This window comes from Pseudoxanthomonas sp. JC1303 (assembly GCF_058448525.1).
This window is the reverse complement of sequence record NZ_CP185958.1, coordinates 3,098,286-3,117,979: the sequence shown is the minus strand read 5'-3', so window position 1 is coordinate 3,117,979 and position 19,694 is coordinate 3,098,286. Positions and strand designations below refer to the sequence as shown.

Here is a 19,694-nt window from a genome sequence, read left to right as displayed (position 1 = left end):
CTATGCCAAACGTGGGAGACGCTCATGCGCTACACCATCGTCACAGAGACCTATCCGCCCGAAATCAATGGCGTTGCATTGACCGTGCAGGGTCTGGAGGAAGGGCTGCGGCAGCGCGGCCACGCGGTGGCGCTGGTGCGCCCGCGACAGCCCGCCGATGAAGACGCACCGCCCTGCCCCGACACGCTACTGGTCCGCGGCGGCCGCCTGCCGCGCTATCCCGGGCTGCGCTTCGGCCTGCCCGCACCGCAGGCACTGCGGGCCCATTTCGCACGTCACGCGCCGGATGCCATCTACGTGGCCACGGAAGGCCCCCTGGGCTGGTCGGCCCTGCGCGCGGCGCGGCAGCTGGGGATTCCAGCGGCCACGGGTTTCCATACCCGTTTCGATCACTACATGGACGATTACGGAATGCCCTGGCTGCGGCCGACCGCCCTGCGCTGGATGCGCCGCTTCCACAATGGTGGCGATGCCACGCTGGTGCCGACGCTGGAACTGGGCCAGTGGCTGGAGGAACAGGGCTTCCATCACGTGCGCCGCCTGGCGCGTGCAGTGGACACCCGCCAGTTCCATCCCGACTTCCGCGATGAGGCGCTACGGACCCAGTGGAACGCCCATCCCGAAGCACCGGTGGTGCTCTCGGTCGGCCGGATCGCCGCGGAGAAGAACCTGGAACTGGCGGTGCGCAGCTTCCGTTCCCTGCAGCGCGATCGCCCGCAGGCGCGGATGGTGTGGGTCGGCGATGGCCCGGAGCGCGCGGCGCTGCAGGCCGCGCACCCGGATTTCATCTTCGCGGGCATGCAGCGCGGAGAGGCCCTGGCCCGGCACTACGCCAGCGCCGACCTGTTCGTGTTCCCCAGCCGCAGCGAGACCTTCGGCAACGTGACCCTGGAAGCGATGGCCAGCGGCCTGACCACAGTGGCCTTCGACTCGGGCGCGGCGCGCGAGCACCTGCGCAGCGGCCTGCACGGCGCGGCGGTGGGCGATGACGATGCCTTCGTGGCGGCTGTCTGCGCGCTGGGCGCACAGCCCGCACGCTGGAAAGCCATGGGCGCGGCCGCGCACCAGGCGGTCCAGGCCCTGCAACCGGCCCAGGTGGCCGCCGATTTCGATGTCCTGCTATCCCGTCTGGCGCGTCAACGGAGGCCCCATGCGCACGTCGTCCCCGCGTGAGTTGAACCTCCCCCGCGAAGCAGGCGTGTGCCTGTTCGCCAACCGTTTTGGCCGGCGCCAGGACGTGCGCCGCTTCTTCGCCCTCATCAGCCGCCTGGGCGATGGGGTGTTCTGGTATGTGCTGATGGGCGCGCTGATCGTGTTCGACGGCTGGCACGGCCTGGCTGCCGCCGCGCACCTGGCGGCCACCGGCGCGGTCGCGCTGCTGCTCTACAAGGGCCTGAAGCGCTGGACCCGGCGCCCACGGCCATTCGCCTCGGACGTGCGCATCCAGGCCTGGGTGGCGCCGCTGGACGAATTCTCCTTCCCGTCCGGGCATACGCTGCATGCGGTGGCCTTCACCCTGGTGGCGCTGGCGCACTATCCGGCGCTGGCGCCGCTGCTCGTGCCATTCACCGCCTGCGTGGCGACCTCGCGCGTGGTGCTGGGCCTGCACTTTCCCAGCGACGTGCTGGCTGCTTCCATCATCGGCACCTCGCTGGCGGCCCTGGCGATCTGGGCGGTGCCCGGCGTCAGCCTGCTGGGCTGAAACAAGCGCATCGTCGTAGAGAGGGGCTCGCTCCGCTGCGCTTGGTTCGGTCAGCGGGAAAGCCCTAGCGGAGCGAGCTCCGCTCTACAGAGCGTTGAAGACCTGCACTTTCTCAGCGACACGCTGGCTGCCTCGATCATCGGCACCTCGCTGGCCGCCCTGGCGATCTGGGCTGTGCCGGGCGTCAGCCTGCTGGGCTGAAACAAGCGCATCGCCGTAGAGCGGAGCTTGCTCCGCTGCGCTTGGTTCGTTTCGTGAGGAAAGCCCCAGCGGAGCAAGCTCCGCTCTACGGAGGCGTCAGTCCTCCAGCACGTCCTTGCGCGGGAGCTTGTCATCGCGCATGGCGGCCTGGTAGACGAAGGTCGCCACGATGGCCGCGGCTTGCTGCAGATCGGCGATGGAGGCGTGGTCGTACGTGTCCAGGTCGCTGTGATGCACCTGAGTGCCGTAGTCCAGCCGGTCCTGCACGAACTGGAAGCCCGGCAGGCCGACGCGGTCGAACGCGATGTGGTCGGTGCTGCCGGTGTTGCGGCTGGTGACGATGGTCGCGCCCACGTCGTTGAATGGCTTCAGCCAAGCCTCGAAGATCGGCATCACCGCCTGGTTCTCCTGCGCATAGACGCCACGGATCTTGCCCGAGCCGTTGTCCAGGTTGAAGTACGCCGAGAGCGTGTTCCACTCCTTGGTCTTCTGCAGCGCGCCGGTGGGCTCGCGGTAGTAGGCCGGCAGTTCCTTCTGCGCCGGATCGGTCGGCTCCGGGTAACGGGCGAAGTGGCGCGCCACGTAATCCATCGAACCGACCAGGCCCTGCTCCTCGCCACTCCACAGCGCCACGCGGATGGTGCGCTTGGGCCGAGCGCCGACCGCCTTGAGGATGCGCATGGCCTCCATCATCACCGCCACGCCGGCGCCATTGTCCGAAGCGCCCGTGCCGGCGTGCCAGGAATCCATGTGCGCGCCCAGCATCACCACCTCGTCGGCCTTGCCGCTGCCCTTGAGCTCGGCGATGGTGTTGTAGCCGGGGTCGTTGGCGTCGCTGGTGAAGCGCGCATCGGAGTTCACCCGCAGGCGCACGGTCTGCTTGCGGTCCAGGGCGCGCAACAGTGGGTTGTAGTGCTCGGCGGCGACCACCAGTTCGGGCACGCCGACCGACTCGCCGGCCTTGCGCGAACCGCCGCCACCGACGCGCAGGATGCCGTCGTCCCAACCGCTGATGCTCAATGCGGCGACAGCGCCCTCATCGATCAGGAACTGGTTGGTGGCCTTGGTCAGTTCGGTGCGTTCCAGATAGTCCTTCAGGCGCTTGTCGCGGGCGGCCGGGTCCTTGGGTGCGGGGATGGCGAAATCCAGCAGTTCGGTCAGGCCGGCTTCGTCGTAGCGCTTGGAGGCCGCCTCGGTATCCGGCTTGTAGTCGCGCGCCTGGCTCAGCAGCACGATCTTGCCGCGCAGCTTGCCCTTGTACTGGTCCAGGTCGCCCTTGGCCTTGATCTTGAGCGCGATGGCCTCGCCTTCGACCGGGCCGTTGGTGCCCGGCGTCCAGGCCTTGGGCACGGCATGCAGCGGTGCCGTGCGCGGGCTGAGCAGTTCGACGCTGGCGTTGGCAAACTCCCAGCCACGGCCGAAGTCGGCGAAGGCCTCGTCGTGGACGTTGCTCAATCCCCACTCGGTGAACTTCTGCTTGGTCCACGTATTGGCCTTGGCCATGTTGGGCGAGTTGGTCAGCCGCGGACCGATCTGCTCGGTCAGGTGCTCCAGCGTGTCGCCCACCTGCGAGCGATGAAAGGCCTCCTGCCGGATCTTGCCGACCATCGCCAGGTCGACCGCTTCCTCGGCCTGCGCCGATAGCGCCAGGCCCAATCCCATTACCAGCGCACCCCACTGCATCCGCGTCATGTCCTGCTTCCCCGTTGTGGTTGATCAACCGGACGAGTCTGCCAGTGCGGCGCGGGGATTGCCGCCGGCCATCGGTCATGGCCGGACATGACGCTTGCGTCAGGCCAACGGCACGACCCGCGCACGGCGCAGCGCGGGGGCGTCCTGCCCGTCCCAGTCGCGATCGTTGGCCACCTGGGCGCTGGCGCGGCTGGCCTCCAGTGCCTCGAAATCCAGCTCGCCGACGGCCCAGACCTGCTCGCCGCTCGTTTGCGCGACCACGCCATCGGCCGGCAAGCCGACGTCCATTGGCGCGAACAGCGCGGCCTCGCCGGTGTTCTCGTCCAGCGCCGGGCTCCAGCGCGCGATGCCGGCGGTCACCGACTGGGCGACGAACACGCGATTCTCCAGGGCGCGTGCCAAACAGCCGACCTTGACCCGGGTGGCGCCGGCCTGGGTATCGGTGCAGCTGGGCACCAGCAGCAGGCGCGCGCCGGCCTGCTGCTGGGCGCGCACCGGCAGCGGGAATTCGGCGTCGTAGCAGATCGCGATGCCGGCGCGGATGGCGTCGGCCTCGAACACCCGCACCTCCTCCCCGCCCTCGATCACCCGCGCGGCTTTCTCGAAGCCGGTCAGCTGCAGCTTGTCTTGCCAGCCACTGCGCCCATCCGGGGTGAACCAGTGCGCGCGGTTGCGATAACGCCCGTTGCCGGCGGCGGTGAGGAAGCTGCCGGCGATCACGTGCAGGCCCATGCGCTGGGCCAGGGTGGCGTACAGATGCAGGAAGTCCTCGGCGTGTTGCTGGGTCGCTTCCAGCGAGGCCAGCAGCTCGGCACTGACGGCGACCGGAAAGGTCGCGGCCAGTTCCAGCGAGAGGTACTCCGGCAGCACCGCGATGCGCGCGCCGGCATCGGCGGCCTGCTGCAGCAGATGCACCTGCTTTTCGGCGAAGGCGTCGAAGTCGCGCGGCTGGCCGATGGGATATTTGGCGACGGCGACTTTCATGCCTGCGGCTCCAGGGGTCGGGTCCAAAAGGTGAGCGTATGCGTGACCTCGCCGCGCGCCGGCTCGCGCCAGGGCAAGGTCACGGTCAGGCCGTCGCGGCGCGTGTAGCCGCGCTTGTGCCAGAAGGCATCGTTGTCGCGGTGTCCCGCTGGCCGGCGCGGATCGCCCCGGTCGCGGTCGACCGCGCAGAACGCGGTGGTGTCAAAGCCCCCCAGCGCGCGCGCATGCGCTTCGCGCGCATCGAAGAACGCATGTCCGATGCCGCGACCACGCCACTCCGGCAGCAGCACCGATTCGCCGAAATAGAACACCCGGGTCGCATCGAGGCCCTGTTCGGCCAGCGGCTTGGAGAACGCCTCGGTGTCGTCCAGCAGCGGCAGGCCGGTGGACACGCCCACCACGGCGTCACCGGCTTGCGCCAGCACGAACACGCTGCGCGGCGAACGCGCGTAGGCCGCCAGGTATTGGCGTTCGTAATCCAGGCTGCCTTCGTACAGGTACGGCCAGTGCGCGAACACGGCGATGCGCAGACGCGCCAGGTCATCCAGATGCGGGGCGATATCGGCACCGCGCACCAGGGTGATCCGGTGCGCGGCTGACGCGTGGTCGGGCGAGGTCATGGCGTCAATTTAGCGCACGCGGTCTTCTTGTCCCGCCACAGGTAAACCGCAACGCCGTCTTCCGGCGCGACGACCAGCCAGGCCGGCCCGTCGCGCTGCGCGCTCAGCCACAGCAGGCCGTATCGGGCACTGCGCAGCAGGCGCCAGGGACGCCAGGCCGACAGATGCACGCAACGCGGCGCAAGCGCTTGGCCCAGCAACACCGTGGGACGCTCCCGCAACGCCCGGACCGTGGCCTCGGCCAGCTGGAACACCACCGCGCCCTCGCAGCCATGCCGCAGCGGCAGCAACAGCGGCGTGAGCCCCTCTTCCACGCGCACGCCTGCCACCGACAGGATCGATGGCAGGCGACGCGCCGCATGGCGCACGGCGCGTCCCTGCAGCAGCATCAGCGCAACTCCGCCGACAGCGCGTACCAGTCCAGCTTGCGGGTGATGGCCATGATCGTGGCCAGAATGCCGAATAGCAGCAGCGAGCCCATCAGCAACGCGTTGTCCTCGGAGATCAGCAGCCCGTAGAGCGCGCCATACAGCGCGGTCAGCCCCAGGGCGAAGCCCGCCGCGCGCCACCAGCCGCGCAGCACGCCGGACAGGTAGACGAACTGCACCCCGATGCACGCCGCCGCCGAGACCAGGTACGCGATCCAGAAGGCGATGTGCTCGGACAGGCTGATCAGCAGCAGGAAGAACATCGCCAACGCCAGGCCAACCAGCAGGTATTGCATGGGGTGGATGGGCAGGCGCTTGATCAGCTCGAACAGGCCAAAGCCCACGAAGGTCAGCACCACGAACAGGATCCCGTACTTGCTGGCGCGGTCGGCCAGCGTGTAGACATCCACCGGGTCGACCAGCTCCACGCGCAGCGCATCCAGCGCCACGTCCTGCGCGCGCAGCCGCTGCAGCTGGGTCTGGGCCTGGCTGGCCAGCGAGGACACCGCCCACTGCGCGTCGAAGCCCGCACCGCCCACCTGCCGCCGCACCGGCAGGAAGTCGCCGGTAAAGGAAGGATGCGGCCAGGCCGAGGCGAGCTGCACGCGGGTGTCGTCGGCCACCGGCACCACGTCCAGTGCCTCCGTGCCGGCCAGGGAGAAGTCCACCAAGACCTCGCCTGCGGCGACATGCCCGTCCTCCACCACAGGCAGCGTGGCGCTGATGCCCGGCAGATGTGCGTTGAAGTCGCGGGTACCCGGCACCAGCGACAGCGCGGCGCCGTCGACGGTGAGCCTGGGGGTGCCCATCAGGCCGCGCACATCCTGCACGCCCAGCAGCAGATAAGGCGTGCCGTAACGGCGCGACACGCCGGCCGGCAGCGCCGGCAGTTCCTGCCCGAAGCGTGCCGCCAGCCGCGCCTCCCACACGTAGGTGGGCACGTCGAACAGCCCGACCCGCCGCGTCTGCGGACGCAGCTGGCCGTGCACGTTCAGCGATTGCGGAGCCTGCAACAGCACACCGGGCTCGTGCACGGTCCGCGTGCGGGCCACGCCCTTGTCGTCGGTGTAGGACTCCTCGTGGGTATCGGTGTACGGCACCGCGCGCAGCGGCCCGACCAGGCGCTGGGCCCCGGCGCTGCTGCGCGAGACCCGCTCCACCGCCTGGGCACGGTAGGCGGTGCGCTCGGCGATCTTGCTGCGGATCATCGTCAACGGGATCAGCAGCGCCAGGGTCAGCACACCGACCACGGCAAAGCGTAGGACGAGTTTGAGGGATTTCATGCGGGCCTCCGGCCAGGGTCGATGGCACGCAGCGTGCGCGCCCCCTGTGGATGGCGATTGAGCTCATCTTGAAGCCAATGTGAAGTGCGCCAGCCGGCCCTCACCTTCCCAGGCTGCCACCACCGCATCCGGCGCCAAACTGACATATTCGTCAGAATCCTTGGAGCAAATCGTTGGATTTCACCACCGTGCATTGGCTTGCGCAGGATTCACGCCTGCTGTTCTGCGCCCTGGTTGGCATCGCCTGCATCATCGTCCTGATCAGCGTGGCCAGGCTGCCCCCGTTCCTGTCGATCCTCATCGGCACCTTCGCCGCCGGGCTCGGGATCGGTCTGCCCGCCGAGAAGCTCGCCAAATCCTTCAGCACCGGGGCCGGGCACCTGCTGGGAGACGCCGGCCTGATCATCGCGCTGGGGGCCATGCTAGGCGCGATGCTGGCCGACACCGGCGCCGCCGACCGGATCGCTTCGACCCTGCTCAAGCTTGGCAAGGGCAAGGCGCTGCCCTGGGTCATGGCGCTGGTGGCGCTGGTGATCGGCCTACCGCTGTTCTTCGAAGTCGGCCTAGTGATGATGGTGCCGATCATCTTCGTCATGGCGCGCCGGTCCGAGCAGCCGCTATTGCGCATCGCCATCCCCGCGCTGGCCGGCATGACCACCTTGCATGCGTTGATGCCGCCGCATCCGGGCCCGCTGATCGCGGTCAGCACACTGCACGCGGACCTGGGCCTCACCATGCTGTTCGGCTTGGTGATCGCCATTCCCGCGGTGATCCTGGCAGGACCGCTCTACGGGATATGGCTCTCGCGCCGCATGGTGATCGCGGTGCCGGATCACATGGAAGCCCTCTACGCCTCGCGTCAGGCACCCGCCGCACAGCCGGGTTTCGGCGCGAGCCTGGGCATCATCCTGCTGCCGGTGGCACTGATGCTGGGTGCGACCGTGGCCAAGGTCGCCCTGCCGGAAGCCTCGCTGGCCTCGACCGGGCTGCGCTTCCTCGGCGAACCCATCGTCGCCCTCGCCCTTGCCGTGGTCACATCCATCGTGGTGCTTGGCTGGGGCGATGGACTGGGCCGCGAGCGGGTCAACAAGGTACTGCTCAAGAGCCTGCCGCCGATCGCCGCGCTGCTGCTGACCATCGGCGCCGGCGGCGGCCTCAAGCAGGTGCTGCTGGACGCCGGCATCAGTGACACCATCGCCAAGGTCGCCCAGGCGGCGCACCTGCCCTTCCTGCTGCTGGCGTGGCTGATCGCCGTCGCGCTTCGCCAGGCGACCGGTTCTGCGACGGTGGCCACGACCACCACCGCTGGCATCCTCGCCCCGCTGGTCGCGCACTTGCCGGCCACGCAGGGCGCGCTGATCGCGCTGTCCATTGGCGCCGGCTCGGTGTTCTTCTGCCACGTCAACGACGCCGGTTTCTGGATGGTGCGCGAATACTTCGACCTCAAGCTCAAGCAGACCGTGCTGGTGTGGTCGGTGCTGCAGACCATCGTGTCGCTGGTCGGCCTGGCCGGCACCGCGTTGCTGTGGCGGCTGTTCGCGTGATCGCAGGCGGTTTGCATCACACGCGCTAGGCTTGGCTGCATGACCGAATCGCTGACCGGCCTCGCCGACGATCCCCGCCGCCTGCGCCTGCGCCGCATGAAGCTGGCCGCCTTCGGCCTGCTGCTGCTGATGCTGGCCGGCTTCGCCCTGAGCCACGCGATGGGCCTGCGCGGCCCGTGGGCGTGGGTGGCCGCCTTCTGCGAGGCCGCCGCGGTGGGCGCGATGGCCGACTGGTTCGCCGTGGTGGCGCTGTTCCGCCGGCCATTGGGCCTGCCGATCCCGCACACGGCGATCATCCCGCGCGGCAAGGCGCGGCTGGCCGACAGTCTGGCGGTGTTCGTCCGTGACCACTTCCTGGCGCCCGAGGCGCTGCTGGACAAGCTGCGCGTGTTCGACCCGGCCACGCGCCTGGGCCAGTGGCTGTCCGAGCCGACGCAGTCGAAGATGCTGGCCGGCATGGCGCGCGGCTGGGCCCTGCAGGCCCTGGACCTGCTGGACGAAGCGGCCGTGCGAACGGCGATCCAGCGCTTCGTCATCGACCGGCTGCGGCGCTGGAACGCGGCCGGGACCGCCGGCGAGGTGCTGGGCATCCTCACCGCCGACGGCCGCCACCAGGAACTGCTGGACGAGGCCCTCAAGCGCATCGGCCGCTGGCTGGACGACCCGGCGCTCAAGGCGCGCGCCTCGGCGCTGATCGTGCGCTATGCGCGGCGCGAGTGGCCCAAGCTGATGGGCACGGTGGATCTGATCAAGCCGGTGGATGAAATCGGCGACGCGCTGGCCCAGCGCATCGCCACCGCCGCCCTGGACGAACTGCAGCAGGTCCTGTCCACCCCCGAGCATCCCCTGCGCCAGGATTACGAGGCCTGGTTGTCTGACTACGTCGTGCGCCTGCGCGAGGACCCGGACCTGACCGCGCGCGTGGAGCGGATCAAGCAGAACCTGATCGATCATCCGGCCGTGCAGGACTACGTGCGCGGCCTGTGGGACCAGGTGCATGCCGCCCTGCGCACCGATCTGGAGAACCCCGACTCGCGCCTGGCCGCCCACCTGGAACGCTCGCTGCAGGCCCTGGGCGAGGCCCTGGGCCGCGATCCATCGCTGCGTGACGCGCTCAACACCCACCTCACCACCGCCGCCGAAAGCCTCACCACCCGCCTGCGCAGCGGCGTCACCAGCCACATCGCCCAGACCATGAAAGGCTGGGACGAACGCCAGCTGGTCGACGTGCTGGAACTGGCCGTCGGCCGCGACCTGCAGTACATCCGCTTCAACGGCACCCTGGTGGGCGGGTTGATCGGGCTGCTCCTGCATGCGGTGGTGGTGTTCTGGGGCGTGTGAAGGGTTCCGGGAGGCCTCGCCGGCCCATGCCTTGTGGCACTGTCCCGGCGGGTCGGGTGGCGGCACGGTGGCGGTTCTCTTTTCGCCAACCGGAGCCGCGCGATGCGCCGACCCACCCGTTCGCTGCTTGCCCTGGCCCTGGCCGCCTGCAGCGTCAGTGCCTTTGCCGCCAATGACGCTGTGCCGAGCGGCCACCTGCCGGGCTGGGCCGTGCCGCAGGACTATGCGCTGGACCTGAAGATCGACCCGGCGCAGGACAGCTTCAGCGGCACCACCACCATCCACGTCAAGCTCACCCAGGCCAGCGACCATCTGTGGATCGACGGCAAGGAACTGAAGGTCTCCAAGGTGACCGTGGCCGGCGCCGACGGCAAGGCCGCCCCGGCCACCTACGTGGCCGCCGACGCCCAGAACGGCGTGGCCCGCATCGATTTCGGCAAGACCCTGCAGCCGCAGGTGCTGACCGTGACCATCGCCTACACCGCGCCGTTCAATGGCGAGCTGGAAGGTCTGTACAAGGTCACCTACGAGGGCAAGCCCTACGCGATGACGCAGATGGAACCGATCAGCGCGCGCTTCGCCTTCCCCGGCTTCGACGAGCCGGCGTTCAAGACGCCCTACGACATCAAGTTGACCATCCCCAGCGACCTGCAGGGCGTGGCCAACACCTCGCAGGTGAAGGAAACCCCCGCCGGCCAGGGCTGGAAGACGCTGACCTTCTCGCGCACGCTGCCGCTGCCGACCTATCTGGTCGCCTTCGCCGTGGGTCCGTGGGACATCGTCGACGGCCCGGGCATCACCGCCACGCCCGAGCGTAGCGGCACCCTGCCCCTGCGCGGCGTGGCGCCGGCCGGCAAGGGCCCGCGCATGAAGCTCGCGCTGGACTCCACCCCGGTGATCATCCACACGCTGGAGGACTACTACGGCTTCGGCTATCCGTGGGACAAGCTGGACCTGCTGGCCGCGCCGGACTTCTCCGCCGGTGCGATGGAGAACGCCGGCCTGGTGACCTTCCGCGACTTCCTGCTGTTGCTGGATGAGAACTCGGCCACCAGTTACAAACAGTCCTCCTTCAACGTGATCGCCCACGAGCTGGCCCACCAGTGGACCGGCGACACTGTGACCATGGCCTGGTGGAACGACCTGTGGCTCAACGAGTCCTTCGCCACCTGGATGCAGCAGAAGGTGACCATGAAGGTGCACCCGGAATACCGCGCCGACCTGGATCGCGTGCTGGGCGCGCAGGGCGCGATGTCCGGTGATGCGCTGGTGGCCACGCGCAAGATGCGCCAGGAGATCACCGGCAGCGGCGACATCGAGAACGCCTTCGACGGCATCACCTACCAGAAGGGTGCGGCGGTGCTGGGCATGTTCGAGAACTATGTCGGCGAGGACACCTTCAAGAAGGGCATGCGCCAGTACATCCAGGACCACAAGTTCGGCAACGCCACCGCCGACGACCTGGTCAGCGAGATCGCCCGCGCCGCCGACAAGGGCGCGGACTTCAAGGCCGCCTTCAACAGCTTCCTGGACCAGCCCGGCGTGCCCTACGTGCACACCGAGGTGACCGACACCGACGGCAAGGTCGTGCTCAAGCTCACCCAGAAGCGCTACCTGCCGCTGGGCAGCACCGGTGACGCTGCCAAGACCTGGGGCGTGCCGGTCTGCGTGCGCTACCAGACTCACCAAGGCAGCGACAAGGCCTGCACCCTGTTGTCCGCGGCCAGCGGCACCCTGGCCCTGCCCGGCGCCAAGAAGGGCGGCTGGGTGATGCCCAACGCGGGAGCCGCCGGTTACTACCGCATCGGCCTGGATGCCAAGGCGCTCAAGGCGCTGACCAGCGGCGTGGGCCAGCTCAGCGACACCGAGAAGCTGGCCTATGGCGACGGCGTCAACGCCGCCTTCAGCCTGGGCGAGATCAACCCCGCCCAGGTGCTGGCCGCACTCAAGCCGCTGGCCGGCGACAAGGTGGGCGAAGTGGCCGAAGCCCCCACCGACCGCCTGTCCTGGCTGTACGGCCGCCTGGCCAAGACCGACGCCCAGCGTGCGGCCCTGTCCAAGTGGGCACAGGATGCCTACCTGCCGCGCATGCAGCTGCTGGGCTACACCCGCAAGCCCGGTGAGGAGGGCAGCGATGCCCTGCTGCGCGCGCACTTGGCCAGCTTCCTGGCCCTGGACATGAAGGTCGCCCCGGTTCGCGACGCCCTGCTCGCCCAGGGTGATGCGGTGCTGGCCGGCGGCAAGACGCTGGACTTCGACAAGGCCAACCCGGACCTGCTGCCCACCGCGCTGGGCGTGAGCGTGCAGGCGCACGGTGCCCCGGCCGTCGACCAGCTGATGACCGCCCTGCCCGGCGTCATCGACCCGGCCCACCGCAACGCCATGCTGGCCGCGCTGAGCCAGATCGAAGACCCGGCCCTGGCCGCCAAGGTCCGCAGCTTCGGCCTGAGCAAGGACGTCAAGGTGGGCGAAATGCGCTATCTGCTGACCGCCGGCAAGCACGCCACTCTGGCTGATCGCGATGCACAGTGGAACTGGTTCACCGCCAACTACGACGCCATCCACGACCGCATCGGCGCCTTCGCCGGTGGCTCACTGCCGCGCGTGGCCGCTGTCGGTGCCTGCACCCCGGCCGAATCGGACCGCCTGCAGGCCTTCTTCGAGCCCCGCCTGAAGGACCTGCCCGGCGCCATCCGCGGCCTGCAACAGGCCCGCGAAAGCATCGGCCTGTGCAGCGCCCTGACCGCCAAGCAGGACCCGGCGACGCTGGTGAAGTGATCGGCTTGGTTTGAAGTCGATGTATTGGAGCGCCGCCGCGGGAAACCGCGGCGGCGTTTTTATTGGGTCAATGACGCCGGCTGAGACAAGCCGCAGGTCGACACATCTGCAGATGCGACGACCCTGGCGGCGCGTCCTCAGCGCTCCAGCTCGCCCGAATCACAATGAGGCGGGCATGAGGCGAGCACGTATTCAGAGTCCGTCATCGCTGCCCCTTGCCACGAGGCGCGCACGGATACCCGATCAAGATCGCTAGAACAGCACCAGTTGCGCCGAGGCAGGTGCGGCACCGAACAGCGGCAGTTGAGCGGACGCGGAGTCCTGGATGCGCCGACGGGGACTGCGAGACCGACGCGCTCCACTGCGTCTGCCATCCCGCACCATGGAAGCCTTCCGTACGCCTGAGCTCCCCATCGCTGCCGCCTTGTGCGGGTGCTGACCCGTTTTGGCCGACGCCGTGTCGGCGGCGACCCACAGGTGCAGTTGGTCGAGGCGGTTGGCCAATTTGTCCAAGCGTGTGGCGTCGTCAGCGCGGGCAGCGCCGATGCGTCGATCCAGGTGCGGGCGGCTGCGGATCATAGGGCGAGGGCCGATGTGCGACAAGGTCGCGCGGCAGTTGCACCAACCAATGGGGCCAATAAATTGACTTGGCTCCGATATCCCCGCAGGCACCAAAGCCCACAGCCTGTGTTACGGGCCTAGCGCCTTACAGAGCCACCAGAAAACTTTATCCTAGCCCTGAGGTACCGGGGCCGATAAAGCCAAACCTTTGACTCAGTTTCACCTCCAAAATTATTGAACTACAAAAAGAGTGAGAAGTGAACGCAACCATCCAATACTGCCACTCCCACGGAAGCCCCAAAACGCGGCTCGTGCCTTTTGGCTAAAGACCCTTAGAAATGTAATTACTAAACGAAAGCGGCGGGGCAACGTTAACGTCAGAGCAGTCAGACGTGCGCGTCATTGGCCACTGAATCACATAATACACTGACCGTGAAAGAGTCGGTATCGCACTGCCGATTTGCTGCGCAGAAGCAGCATCGTTATAAAATGCCTCACCAACCACGATACCCTGCCGAAAATTAATCGACTTCAACTTCACATCAATAGAGCGCAATTGGTTGTACTCATCGCCATAAAGGTGAAAGTCAAGCACGTAGGGCCCTCCGTCCGGATTGAGCTCGCGAAAAAATTCAATCCTGTCGGCGCTCCCCGTTGGAACGGAAAACCCGACCGTCCCTTCCTTCCCAAACACGAAGTTGTAGTTCGCCCACATCTTCTTTGCGTAATATTTCCACGCATAGGATGCCGTCACAGGCGGCGACAGTTCGTTCCCCAAGTCGATCAGAACCCTTAGTCCATTGATCTTCAAGAGCGGCATCAAGTTGTAAACAAGATTCCAGTTCTCCTGAAAATAACTTTCATCCGCAGAAGTCCAGGTGGACCCAGCCCATTTCGCAGGATCGTTGGCGGAGACTGGGTGAAGCGAAACGATCACCTCAACGAAGCCGGCGTCTCTTGCACTCGCCAGCAGTTCAGCAAGATTTTCACGCTGCTGTCTGGGCAAGTTTCCGCCCGTGGAAGAGATCACGGTACCCGTACTGGCATTGCGTCCGTGGAAGATCCCAATCCTCAGGCGCCTTTGACCAGCGAGCGCCATCGCTGCCAACTGAGAATCGACCGTATCCGTGACCTGGTGGAAATTCTTCAGCACGCCATATGGCTCTCTGCTGCAGCCCTGAAGGGCATACCAACTGTAGTTGGATCCACCTCTAAAAGGCTCCGCCGACGCTAAGGATGTACCAAGGAATGCAAATACGAACAGAAATCCAGAAAATCCTATCTTCAGAGAGGCCATCACTCCACTCACGACATAAAAATTAGAACCCAGACCCACCACCGAGTGACGGATAACTTCTACACGCCTGGGCCGGTCAAGCAAACAACAACGTAGCCCGCAAACTATTTTTTACAAGCACTGCGCTCAAATATTCCACAGCACTTAAAATATACTACATCACTACTAAGGAAGCATTAGGACCAACGCCAGCAACTCAATCGGGTGGACGTCGCAACGACCAGGCGAATTGCCGCCGATGCTGAGCAATCGCAGCGATCCGATCGCATGCAGGTTGGTGATCCACGCAAAGCCGCGCCGAGGACGAAAGTGCGCGAATCGTCGTAAGCCCGGCAAGATCCCCCGGGCATCGATGAGCTTGAAAGCCGCTGCTCGGGAGCGGGAGCCGTGGCTCATCGTGGACTCACCGGAACTCCAGGCGCCAAGCGCACGACAACTGATTAACCTCTACGCCAGACGTATGCAGATCAAGCTCGGCTTCCGCGACCTCAAGTCGCACCGCTACGGCCAAGGCCTCGAAGACAGCCTGACGCGGCAAGGTGCCTGCAGATCCTGCTGCTGGTGAGTACGCTCGCAAGCTCCGTCAGCTGGCTCGCCGGGTTAGGATGCGAGGCCACTGGCATCGCCCATTGGCCGTTACCCAATCGAACGACGCGCAAGCTCTACTCGACGCTGCGCGTCGGCCGCGAAGCACTGGTCAGACGATGGCCGCTGGAGCCAATATCCAACTGGCTGGACCGCCTGCGATCATTGCCAGCCGCGGTCACAGATCAGATGACGATAGCAGCAGAAAACGTGGGGAAACCTTAGAACCTGACCCCATTACCGCGTTGTGCTTCATGAGCGTGGATTAATTGCCCCTGACACATCTTCTTCTAATCCTCGACATTATTGTCAGCTACGCAAACCTTATTTCCGAGCGCCATGCTACGACCCGCTCCATATCCAGCCGAGGCCATATTTAGGGACCAATAGCAAACCTCCATGGCATCGGCCAGATGCTTCGATTGAATCAGGGATATTCCTGCAATTGCAATACCTAATACCTGATCCTTGCTTCGACTTGGCTCCGTGCACGTCAAGCACGCGGACGCAATGCCAAGGTCGCCTTCGTATCTCCAAGTAGGGGAAGATGAATTCACGCCGATTTGCTGGCGGTCGACCAGCCTCGACTGAAATGCCACTGCACCACCACCCTTTAACTTTATTATTAGCTTTGATGTGCGATCTTCCAAATCGGTCGTTGTTTTGATCTGGTAAGGCAGATACGGGGCTTGAGGAATTACTTCAACGCAGTAGCTGGCTGCACATGACTGTGGGCGACTGACAGGAGGCGGCCCTCCCGCAAGAGAGATCCTAGAAAAAGAAATAGCCATAACCGCCAAAAACACCACTGTAAACATACGATTGATCATTTCGCGTCATCCCTCAACAACCTTTCCAGATCCTCGGCACTACCGTTCCCATTGAATGCGTCGTTCATAAAGCTTGTCTCGAACGACTTTAGCATGTTTCCGCCGGTATTCGCCATGATTTGATCTGGGCCAAATCCGGCTTTATACCCGGTGCGCACCCGATTTCCATCTTGATCAGTGCCCTGCGTATAACCATCTGATTTCCTGCCATCGCCAAGGCCCGGCACAAAATGCAAAGAGTCGTGCAGCGTGGCCCCAGCAACGTCGCTGCGAGTCGAATTAATATGCGCAGCTGATCCGTTCGTGCCTTTAACGATTCCTTCGCCTTCAATTGTGTTTGGATTGGTCCCAGGCGAGACATCCATAATATTAGAGCGCGGAAATAAATTGTTCTTCATCGGCACCACTTCGAACCTAGTGCCATCTTCGGCAACCAGCGCGTTCGCCGCTTGTACTTGGGCTTTGATGAATTCGTCAGTCGCGCCAGATCCTTGGTAGTAGATCGGAATTACTACCGTATTCCCCCTTTGATAAGAGACACGACCATCAGGGTCGGTGAACCGATATGGGTTTGCGTTGGCGTACAAGTAACGGTTGAAGTTCGCTCCTGTGCGGCTATTCGCCGTCACCGGATCCACCGACAAGAATCTACCAGTCTGCGGATCGTAATAGCGCTGCTGCATATACGTCATCCCCGTCGCAGCATCCTGCACGTGCCCGGTATACCCCGGCCCGTCCTTCTCCGCGCGGTTGACCACCTTGCCGTAGGGCTCGTACTCGCTGGTCTCCACGATGGCGCGGGCCTGGTCGGTCACCGCCACCGGCGAGCCCAGCGCATCGGTGTGCTGGTACTTGACCGTGGCAACGCCTCCGCCAGTGCCGCGCTCGCGGATGGCCACCAAGCTGCCACCCAGGTAGACGTAGTCGCTGATGGTGTTGGTGCGTGCATCGCTGGCCATGACCAACTGGCCGCCGCTGTTGTAATGGCTGTGCTTGGCGACGCCATTGACGGTATCCAGCACGCGCCGGCCATGACCGTCATACAGGTAGGCGCCCTTTTCCCCGGACACGCTACGCAGCCGGTTGCCGAAGTCGAACGCGTACTTCACACCGTTCTTATTCTTCAGGTTGCCTGGATCGTCGTATTCCAGCCCCACGATGGTTGCGCCGCCAGGGCCATTGAGGATGTTGGCCAGGCGGTTCTGCGCGTTGTAGACATACCAGTAGTTGCGCGCACTGTTGCCGCCGGTCACCTGCTGGCTGATGAGGTTGTCCAGCGCGTCGTAGTCGTAGGCCGCCGTACCGAACATGGGTGAGGAAGCATAGACCAACCGGTCCAGGTTGTCGTAGGACATGGCCACGCTGCGGCGGCCGCCCGGACTGTGGTCGGTGATCGACTTGACGTTGCCATTGGCGTCGTAGGCGTAGCTCGAGTCCAGTGGCCGCACATCACCCAGCATGTCGGTCGAGGTTTCGGGCAGCTGCCTGCCGTTCTGCTGCATCGTGTGCACGATGCCGTTCCCATAGATGAACTGCTTGATTGCCCCGTTGGGGTAGTAGCTGACCGCGCTGGCGTAGCTGCCGGCCTTGGTTGGCTGGCCCAGCGCATTGGGCGCGTAGTCCACCGTCACCCCATCCCAGGTGTTGCTGGACAGGTTGCCGTTGGTATCGTAACTGTACGTGTAGTCCGAGGTGGTCCCGGCCGCCTCCAGCCGCTCCAGCGTCATCAGCCGACGGTGGTTGTAGATGTAGCTGTTGATGACGGTATCGCCACCGGCGCTGTTATTGGTCGCCACCGCTTCCAGCAGGCCATCGGGGGTGTAGCTGAACACCTGGTCGCCTTGTCCATCGGGGAAGAACACGGTGTCCACCTGGTTGCGCACCGTATAGGTGCGGACCACCTTGGCCGATACCGGCACCTGGTCGCGATCACAGCTGGTCGTGGACGGCAGCGACAGTCCGGTGGCACTCCAGATCACGTTGCCCGCCGCGTCGTAGTCCACCACCGTGGCGCCGGATTCCGGCTCGATGCTCTTGCACAGGCGCTGGTACTGGTCGTAGACGTAGGAGCGGGTGACCGAGGCTGGGGAGTCCGGCGCCCTCCTCACCGTGACGGTAACGGTGGCGGACGTCGCCTGCGCACCGCGACGATCGGTCGCCACGGCCCTTAGCTTGTAGGTCCCGGCGGCCAGCCCGCTCAGCGTGAACTGATAGGGCGCCGTCGTGTCGGAGCCCACGACCTGCTCATTGGACAGGAACTCAACCTTGGTGACCACGTCATCCGGATCACTGGCGTTAGCCGCCATCTGGATCGAGGCCGGCGCCTGAGGGCGCGGATCGCTGGTCGGCGCGGTCAGCGTGACGCTCGGCGCCTGGTTCTGGGGAATGGTGTAGGAACCAGAGTGTCCCAACAGATTATTGCCGCCACCGACTGGCGAGATGCCGTGGAGATAGATGGTCTTGCCGCTATAGGTACTCACCATCGCGTCCGTGATCGGGATCACGAACATGTAGGCGGTACCGCTGGCTTTACATGCGGCGGCCCGCACTGAGTCGGTCCCCTGATTCGCTGTGTACTCCCCAGCAAACACCCCGGATCCAGCAGGACCACCTAGATACAGATGAACCTTGATCGAAGGGTTCCAATACGTCGCACAGGCCCAGCCCCAGATCGATCCGTTTGGTGCGCCAATGTCGCCTATAACCTTGGAAGCATAGACCGTGACAGCGGGACTCGTCGTCGTCGCACCGCGCGTGTCCGTCGCGCGTACCGAAATGGTATGGGCCCCTTCGGAAACCGAGGACCATGTGGCTTGATAAGGCGTACTGCCGTCGGTCGCGAGTACATTGCCGTCCCCCAAGAACGACACCGACGCCACGCCGTCATCCGAATCGGAGGCATTGGCGGAGAGCGTAAATGCGCCATTCTCGGCGATGATGGAGCCGGCCGCAGGGGCCGTCAGTTGTGCGCTCGGTGCCGCGTTTACCGGAATTCGATATGTCCCCGAGTTGGAGATCGCCGAATTCGAGGCGCCCACCGGCGAAATACCGTGGATGTAGATGGTCTTGCCACCTTGTTGGGTGACCATCGCCGACGTGATCGGGATGCTGAAGCGATAGGCCGTGCCACTGGCTTGGCAGGCACTGGCCACACCCGACTCACTTGCTCTGTTGGCCTGGAATGCACCCAGACCGGTGCCACCACCCCCGGCGGGACCACCGACATAAAGGTGCACGTCAATGGAGGCGTTCAACCGTGTAGAACACGCCCAGCCGTTGATGTTTCCGCCGCTGATCCCCTCGATGTTGCCTTTGATGACGGACTCGAGGACTTGCACTGAGACGTTAGGGGACGACGCGCCGAACCAGGCTACGCCGTCTTGCACCATACGCCACTGGAAGTTGTAAGTTCCGGGCGTTCGAGGCGCGACCGCGTTCCAACTGAAAGTCACGCTTTGGTTGTAGGCCACCGAGCCAGGTAAGGCAATGCGATGCGTGCCCCATGTCGTATTGTCGCCAGGATTTTGCGAGCCGAGACTGAATGCCGAGGCTGAGGCCCAAGTGGTAAGACCCGTATTCTTATAGCTCAGCGCGACTGCGTAGGACTGCCCAACCACCATTGTCGTTGGCACGGATTGGGAAATAAAGCTACCGTTTCTAACGGGAGTGGGATCGGGCACAGGTGGGCAGACATTAGCGCTTCCGGCCGGTGACCCGTCAGGACATTGGCGTGCGGCAAAAGCCGCTTGCGCGTGCACGCACAAAAGAAAGCAGCCGACAGCAGCAAAGAGATTAAGGGAAGACTGCCGCCGATCTTTCATTTCAAATTTCATTCGACCCAGATCCTT

At 65.1% G+C, this 19,694-nt stretch carries 13 protein-coding genes and 1 pseudogene; 6 read left to right on the top strand and 8 right to left on the bottom strand.

Features of this window, described 5'->3' with window-relative positions:
• Positions 1-24 precede the first annotated feature (24 nt).
• Positions 25-1,173, top strand: a complete 1,149-nt coding sequence (locus ACORQU_RS13915) for a glycosyltransferase family 4 protein (RefSeq protein WP_491641708.1) — start codon at positions 25-27, stop codon at positions 1,171-1,173.
• Entirely contained in the window at positions 1,151-1,702 is a 552-nt protein-coding gene (locus tag ACORQU_RS13910) for a phosphatase PAP2 family protein (protein ID WP_271646666.1), read from the top strand. The genes ACORQU_RS13915 and ACORQU_RS13910 overlap by 23 nt, the downstream gene beginning before the upstream one ends.
• A 297-nt stretch (positions 1,703-1,999) precedes the next feature.
• Here ACORQU_RS13910 and ACORQU_RS13905 read toward each other — a convergent pair whose 3' ends face one another.
• The 5 genes from ACORQU_RS13905 to creD all read right to left on the bottom strand — a co-directional run bounded on the left by ACORQU_RS13905 (position 2,000) and on the right by creD (position 6,910).
• Positions 2,000-3,586 carry a M20/M25/M40 family metallo-hydrolase gene (locus ACORQU_RS13905; RefSeq protein ID WP_491645134.1) on the bottom strand — a complete coding sequence of 529 codons (1,587 nt, stop codon included), beginning with the start codon at positions 3,584-3,586 and terminating at the stop codon, positions 2,000-2,002.
• Between the two features lie 108 nt (positions 3,587-3,694).
• The gene (locus ACORQU_RS13900) at positions 3,695-4,579 is read right to left on the bottom strand and encodes a carbon-nitrogen hydrolase family protein (protein ID WP_491641707.1); all 885 of its coding nucleotides are present in this window, start codon (positions 4,577-4,579) and stop codon (positions 3,695-3,697) included.
• On the bottom strand, positions 4,576-5,199 hold the full coding sequence (locus ACORQU_RS13895; RefSeq protein ID WP_491641706.1) for a GNAT family N-acetyltransferase: 624 nt from the start codon (positions 5,197-5,199) through the stop codon (positions 4,576-4,578). The genes ACORQU_RS13900 and ACORQU_RS13895 overlap by 4 nt, the downstream gene beginning before the upstream one ends.
• Positions 5,196-5,588, bottom strand: a complete 393-nt coding sequence (locus ACORQU_RS13890; RefSeq protein ID WP_491641704.1) for a hypothetical protein — start codon at positions 5,586-5,588, stop codon at positions 5,196-5,198. Before ACORQU_RS13890 ends, ACORQU_RS13895 begins: the two co-directional genes overlap by 4 nt.
• Positions 5,588-6,910: a cell envelope integrity protein CreD gene (gene creD / locus ACORQU_RS13885; protein WP_491641702.1), complete on the bottom strand. Its 1,323-nt coding sequence runs from the start codon at positions 6,908-6,910 to the stop codon at positions 5,588-5,590. Before creD ends, ACORQU_RS13890 begins: the two co-directional genes overlap by 1 nt.
• A gap of 173 nt (positions 6,911-7,083) precedes the next feature.
• Here creD and ACORQU_RS13880 point away from each other — a divergent pair, with 173 nt between their 5' ends.
• From ACORQU_RS13880 to ACORQU_RS13870, 3 genes are all read left to right on the top strand, one after another.
• Positions 7,084-8,454: a GntT/GntP/DsdX family permease gene (locus ACORQU_RS13880; protein ID WP_491641701.1), complete on the top strand. Its 1,371-nt coding sequence runs from the start codon at positions 7,084-7,086 to the stop codon at positions 8,452-8,454.
• Positions 8,455-8,493: 39 nt separating this feature from the next.
• A complete protein-coding gene (locus ACORQU_RS13875; RefSeq protein WP_491641700.1) occupies positions 8,494-9,795 on the top strand; it encodes a DUF445 domain-containing protein in 1,302 nt (433 codons plus the stop codon).
• A 102-nt stretch (positions 9,796-9,897) separates the two neighbouring features.
• On the top strand, positions 9,898-12,573 hold the full coding sequence (locus ACORQU_RS13870; RefSeq protein ID WP_491641699.1) for a M1 family metallopeptidase: 2,676 nt from the start codon (positions 9,898-9,900) through the stop codon (positions 12,571-12,573).
• Between the two features lie 883 nt (positions 12,574-13,456).
• Here the strand turns inward: ACORQU_RS13870 and ACORQU_RS13865 are convergent.
• Positions 13,457-14,431, bottom strand: coding sequence for a hypothetical protein (locus tag ACORQU_RS13865; RefSeq protein WP_491641697.1), 975 nt, complete (start codon positions 14,429-14,431; stop codon positions 13,457-13,459).
• Positions 14,432-14,642: 211 nt separating this feature from the next.
• Between ACORQU_RS13865 and ACORQU_RS13860 the strand changes: the two are divergent.
• A pseudogene (locus ACORQU_RS13860) lies at positions 14,643-15,241 on the top strand (transposase family protein); the annotation flags it as partial.
• 65 nt (positions 15,242-15,306) lie between these two features.
• On the opposite strand, the gene ACORQU_RS13855 reads toward ACORQU_RS13860, so the two are convergent.
• Positions 15,307-15,846, bottom strand: a complete 540-nt coding sequence (locus ACORQU_RS13855) for a hypothetical protein (protein WP_491641696.1) — start codon at positions 15,844-15,846, stop codon at positions 15,307-15,309.
• The gene (locus ACORQU_RS13850; RefSeq protein WP_491641695.1) at positions 15,843-19,679 is read right to left on the bottom strand and encodes an RHS repeat domain-containing protein; all 3,837 of its coding nucleotides are present in this window, start codon (positions 19,677-19,679) and stop codon (positions 15,843-15,845) included. Before ACORQU_RS13850 ends, ACORQU_RS13855 begins: the two co-directional genes overlap by 4 nt.
• Between the last annotated feature and the right edge of the window lie 15 nt (positions 19,680-19,694).

What these genes read in the sequence shown, in the direction of transcription:
- ACORQU_RS13915 (WP_491641708.1), top strand. Translation starts at nt 25, where the DNA reads ATGCGCTACACCATCGTCACAGAGACCTATCCGCCCGAAATCAATGGC.
- ACORQU_RS13910 (WP_271646666.1), top strand. Translation starts at nt 1,151, where the DNA reads ATGCGCACGTCGTCCCCGCGTGAGTTGAACCTCCCCCGCGAAGCAGGC.
- ACORQU_RS13905 (WP_491645134.1), bottom strand. Translation starts at nt 3,586, where the DNA reads ATGCAGTGGGGTGCGCTGGTAATGGGATTGGGCCTGGCGCTATCGGCG.
- ACORQU_RS13900 (WP_491641707.1), bottom strand. Translation starts at nt 4,579, where the DNA reads ATGAAAGTCGCCGTCGCCAAATATCCCATCGGCCAGCCGCGCGACTTC.
- ACORQU_RS13895 (WP_491641706.1), bottom strand. Translation starts at nt 5,199, where the DNA reads ATGACCTCGCCCGACCACGCGTCAGCCGCGCACCGGATCACCCTGGTG.
- ACORQU_RS13890 (WP_491641704.1), bottom strand. Translation starts at nt 5,588, where the DNA reads ATGCTGCTGCAGGGACGCGCCGTGCGCCATGCGGCGCGTCGCCTGCCA.
- creD (WP_491641702.1), bottom strand. Translation starts at nt 6,910, where the DNA reads ATGAAATCCCTCAAACTCGTCCTACGCTTTGCCGTGGTCGGTGTGCTG.
- ACORQU_RS13875 (WP_491641700.1), top strand. Translation starts at nt 8,494, where the DNA reads ATGACCGAATCGCTGACCGGCCTCGCCGACGATCCCCGCCGCCTGCGC.
- ACORQU_RS13870 (WP_491641699.1), top strand. Translation starts at nt 9,898, where the DNA reads ATGCGCCGACCCACCCGTTCGCTGCTTGCCCTGGCCCTGGCCGCCTGC.
- ACORQU_RS13865 (WP_491641697.1), bottom strand. Translation starts at nt 14,431, where the DNA reads ATGGCCTCTCTGAAGATAGGATTTTCTGGATTTCTGTTCGTATTTGCA.
- ACORQU_RS13855 (WP_491641696.1), bottom strand. Translation starts at nt 15,846, where the DNA reads ATGATCAATCGTATGTTTACAGTGGTGTTTTTGGCGGTTATGGCTATT.
- ACORQU_RS13850 (WP_491641695.1), bottom strand. Translation starts at nt 19,679, where the DNA reads ATGAAATTTGAAATGAAAGATCGGCGGCAGTCTTCCCTTAATCTCTTT.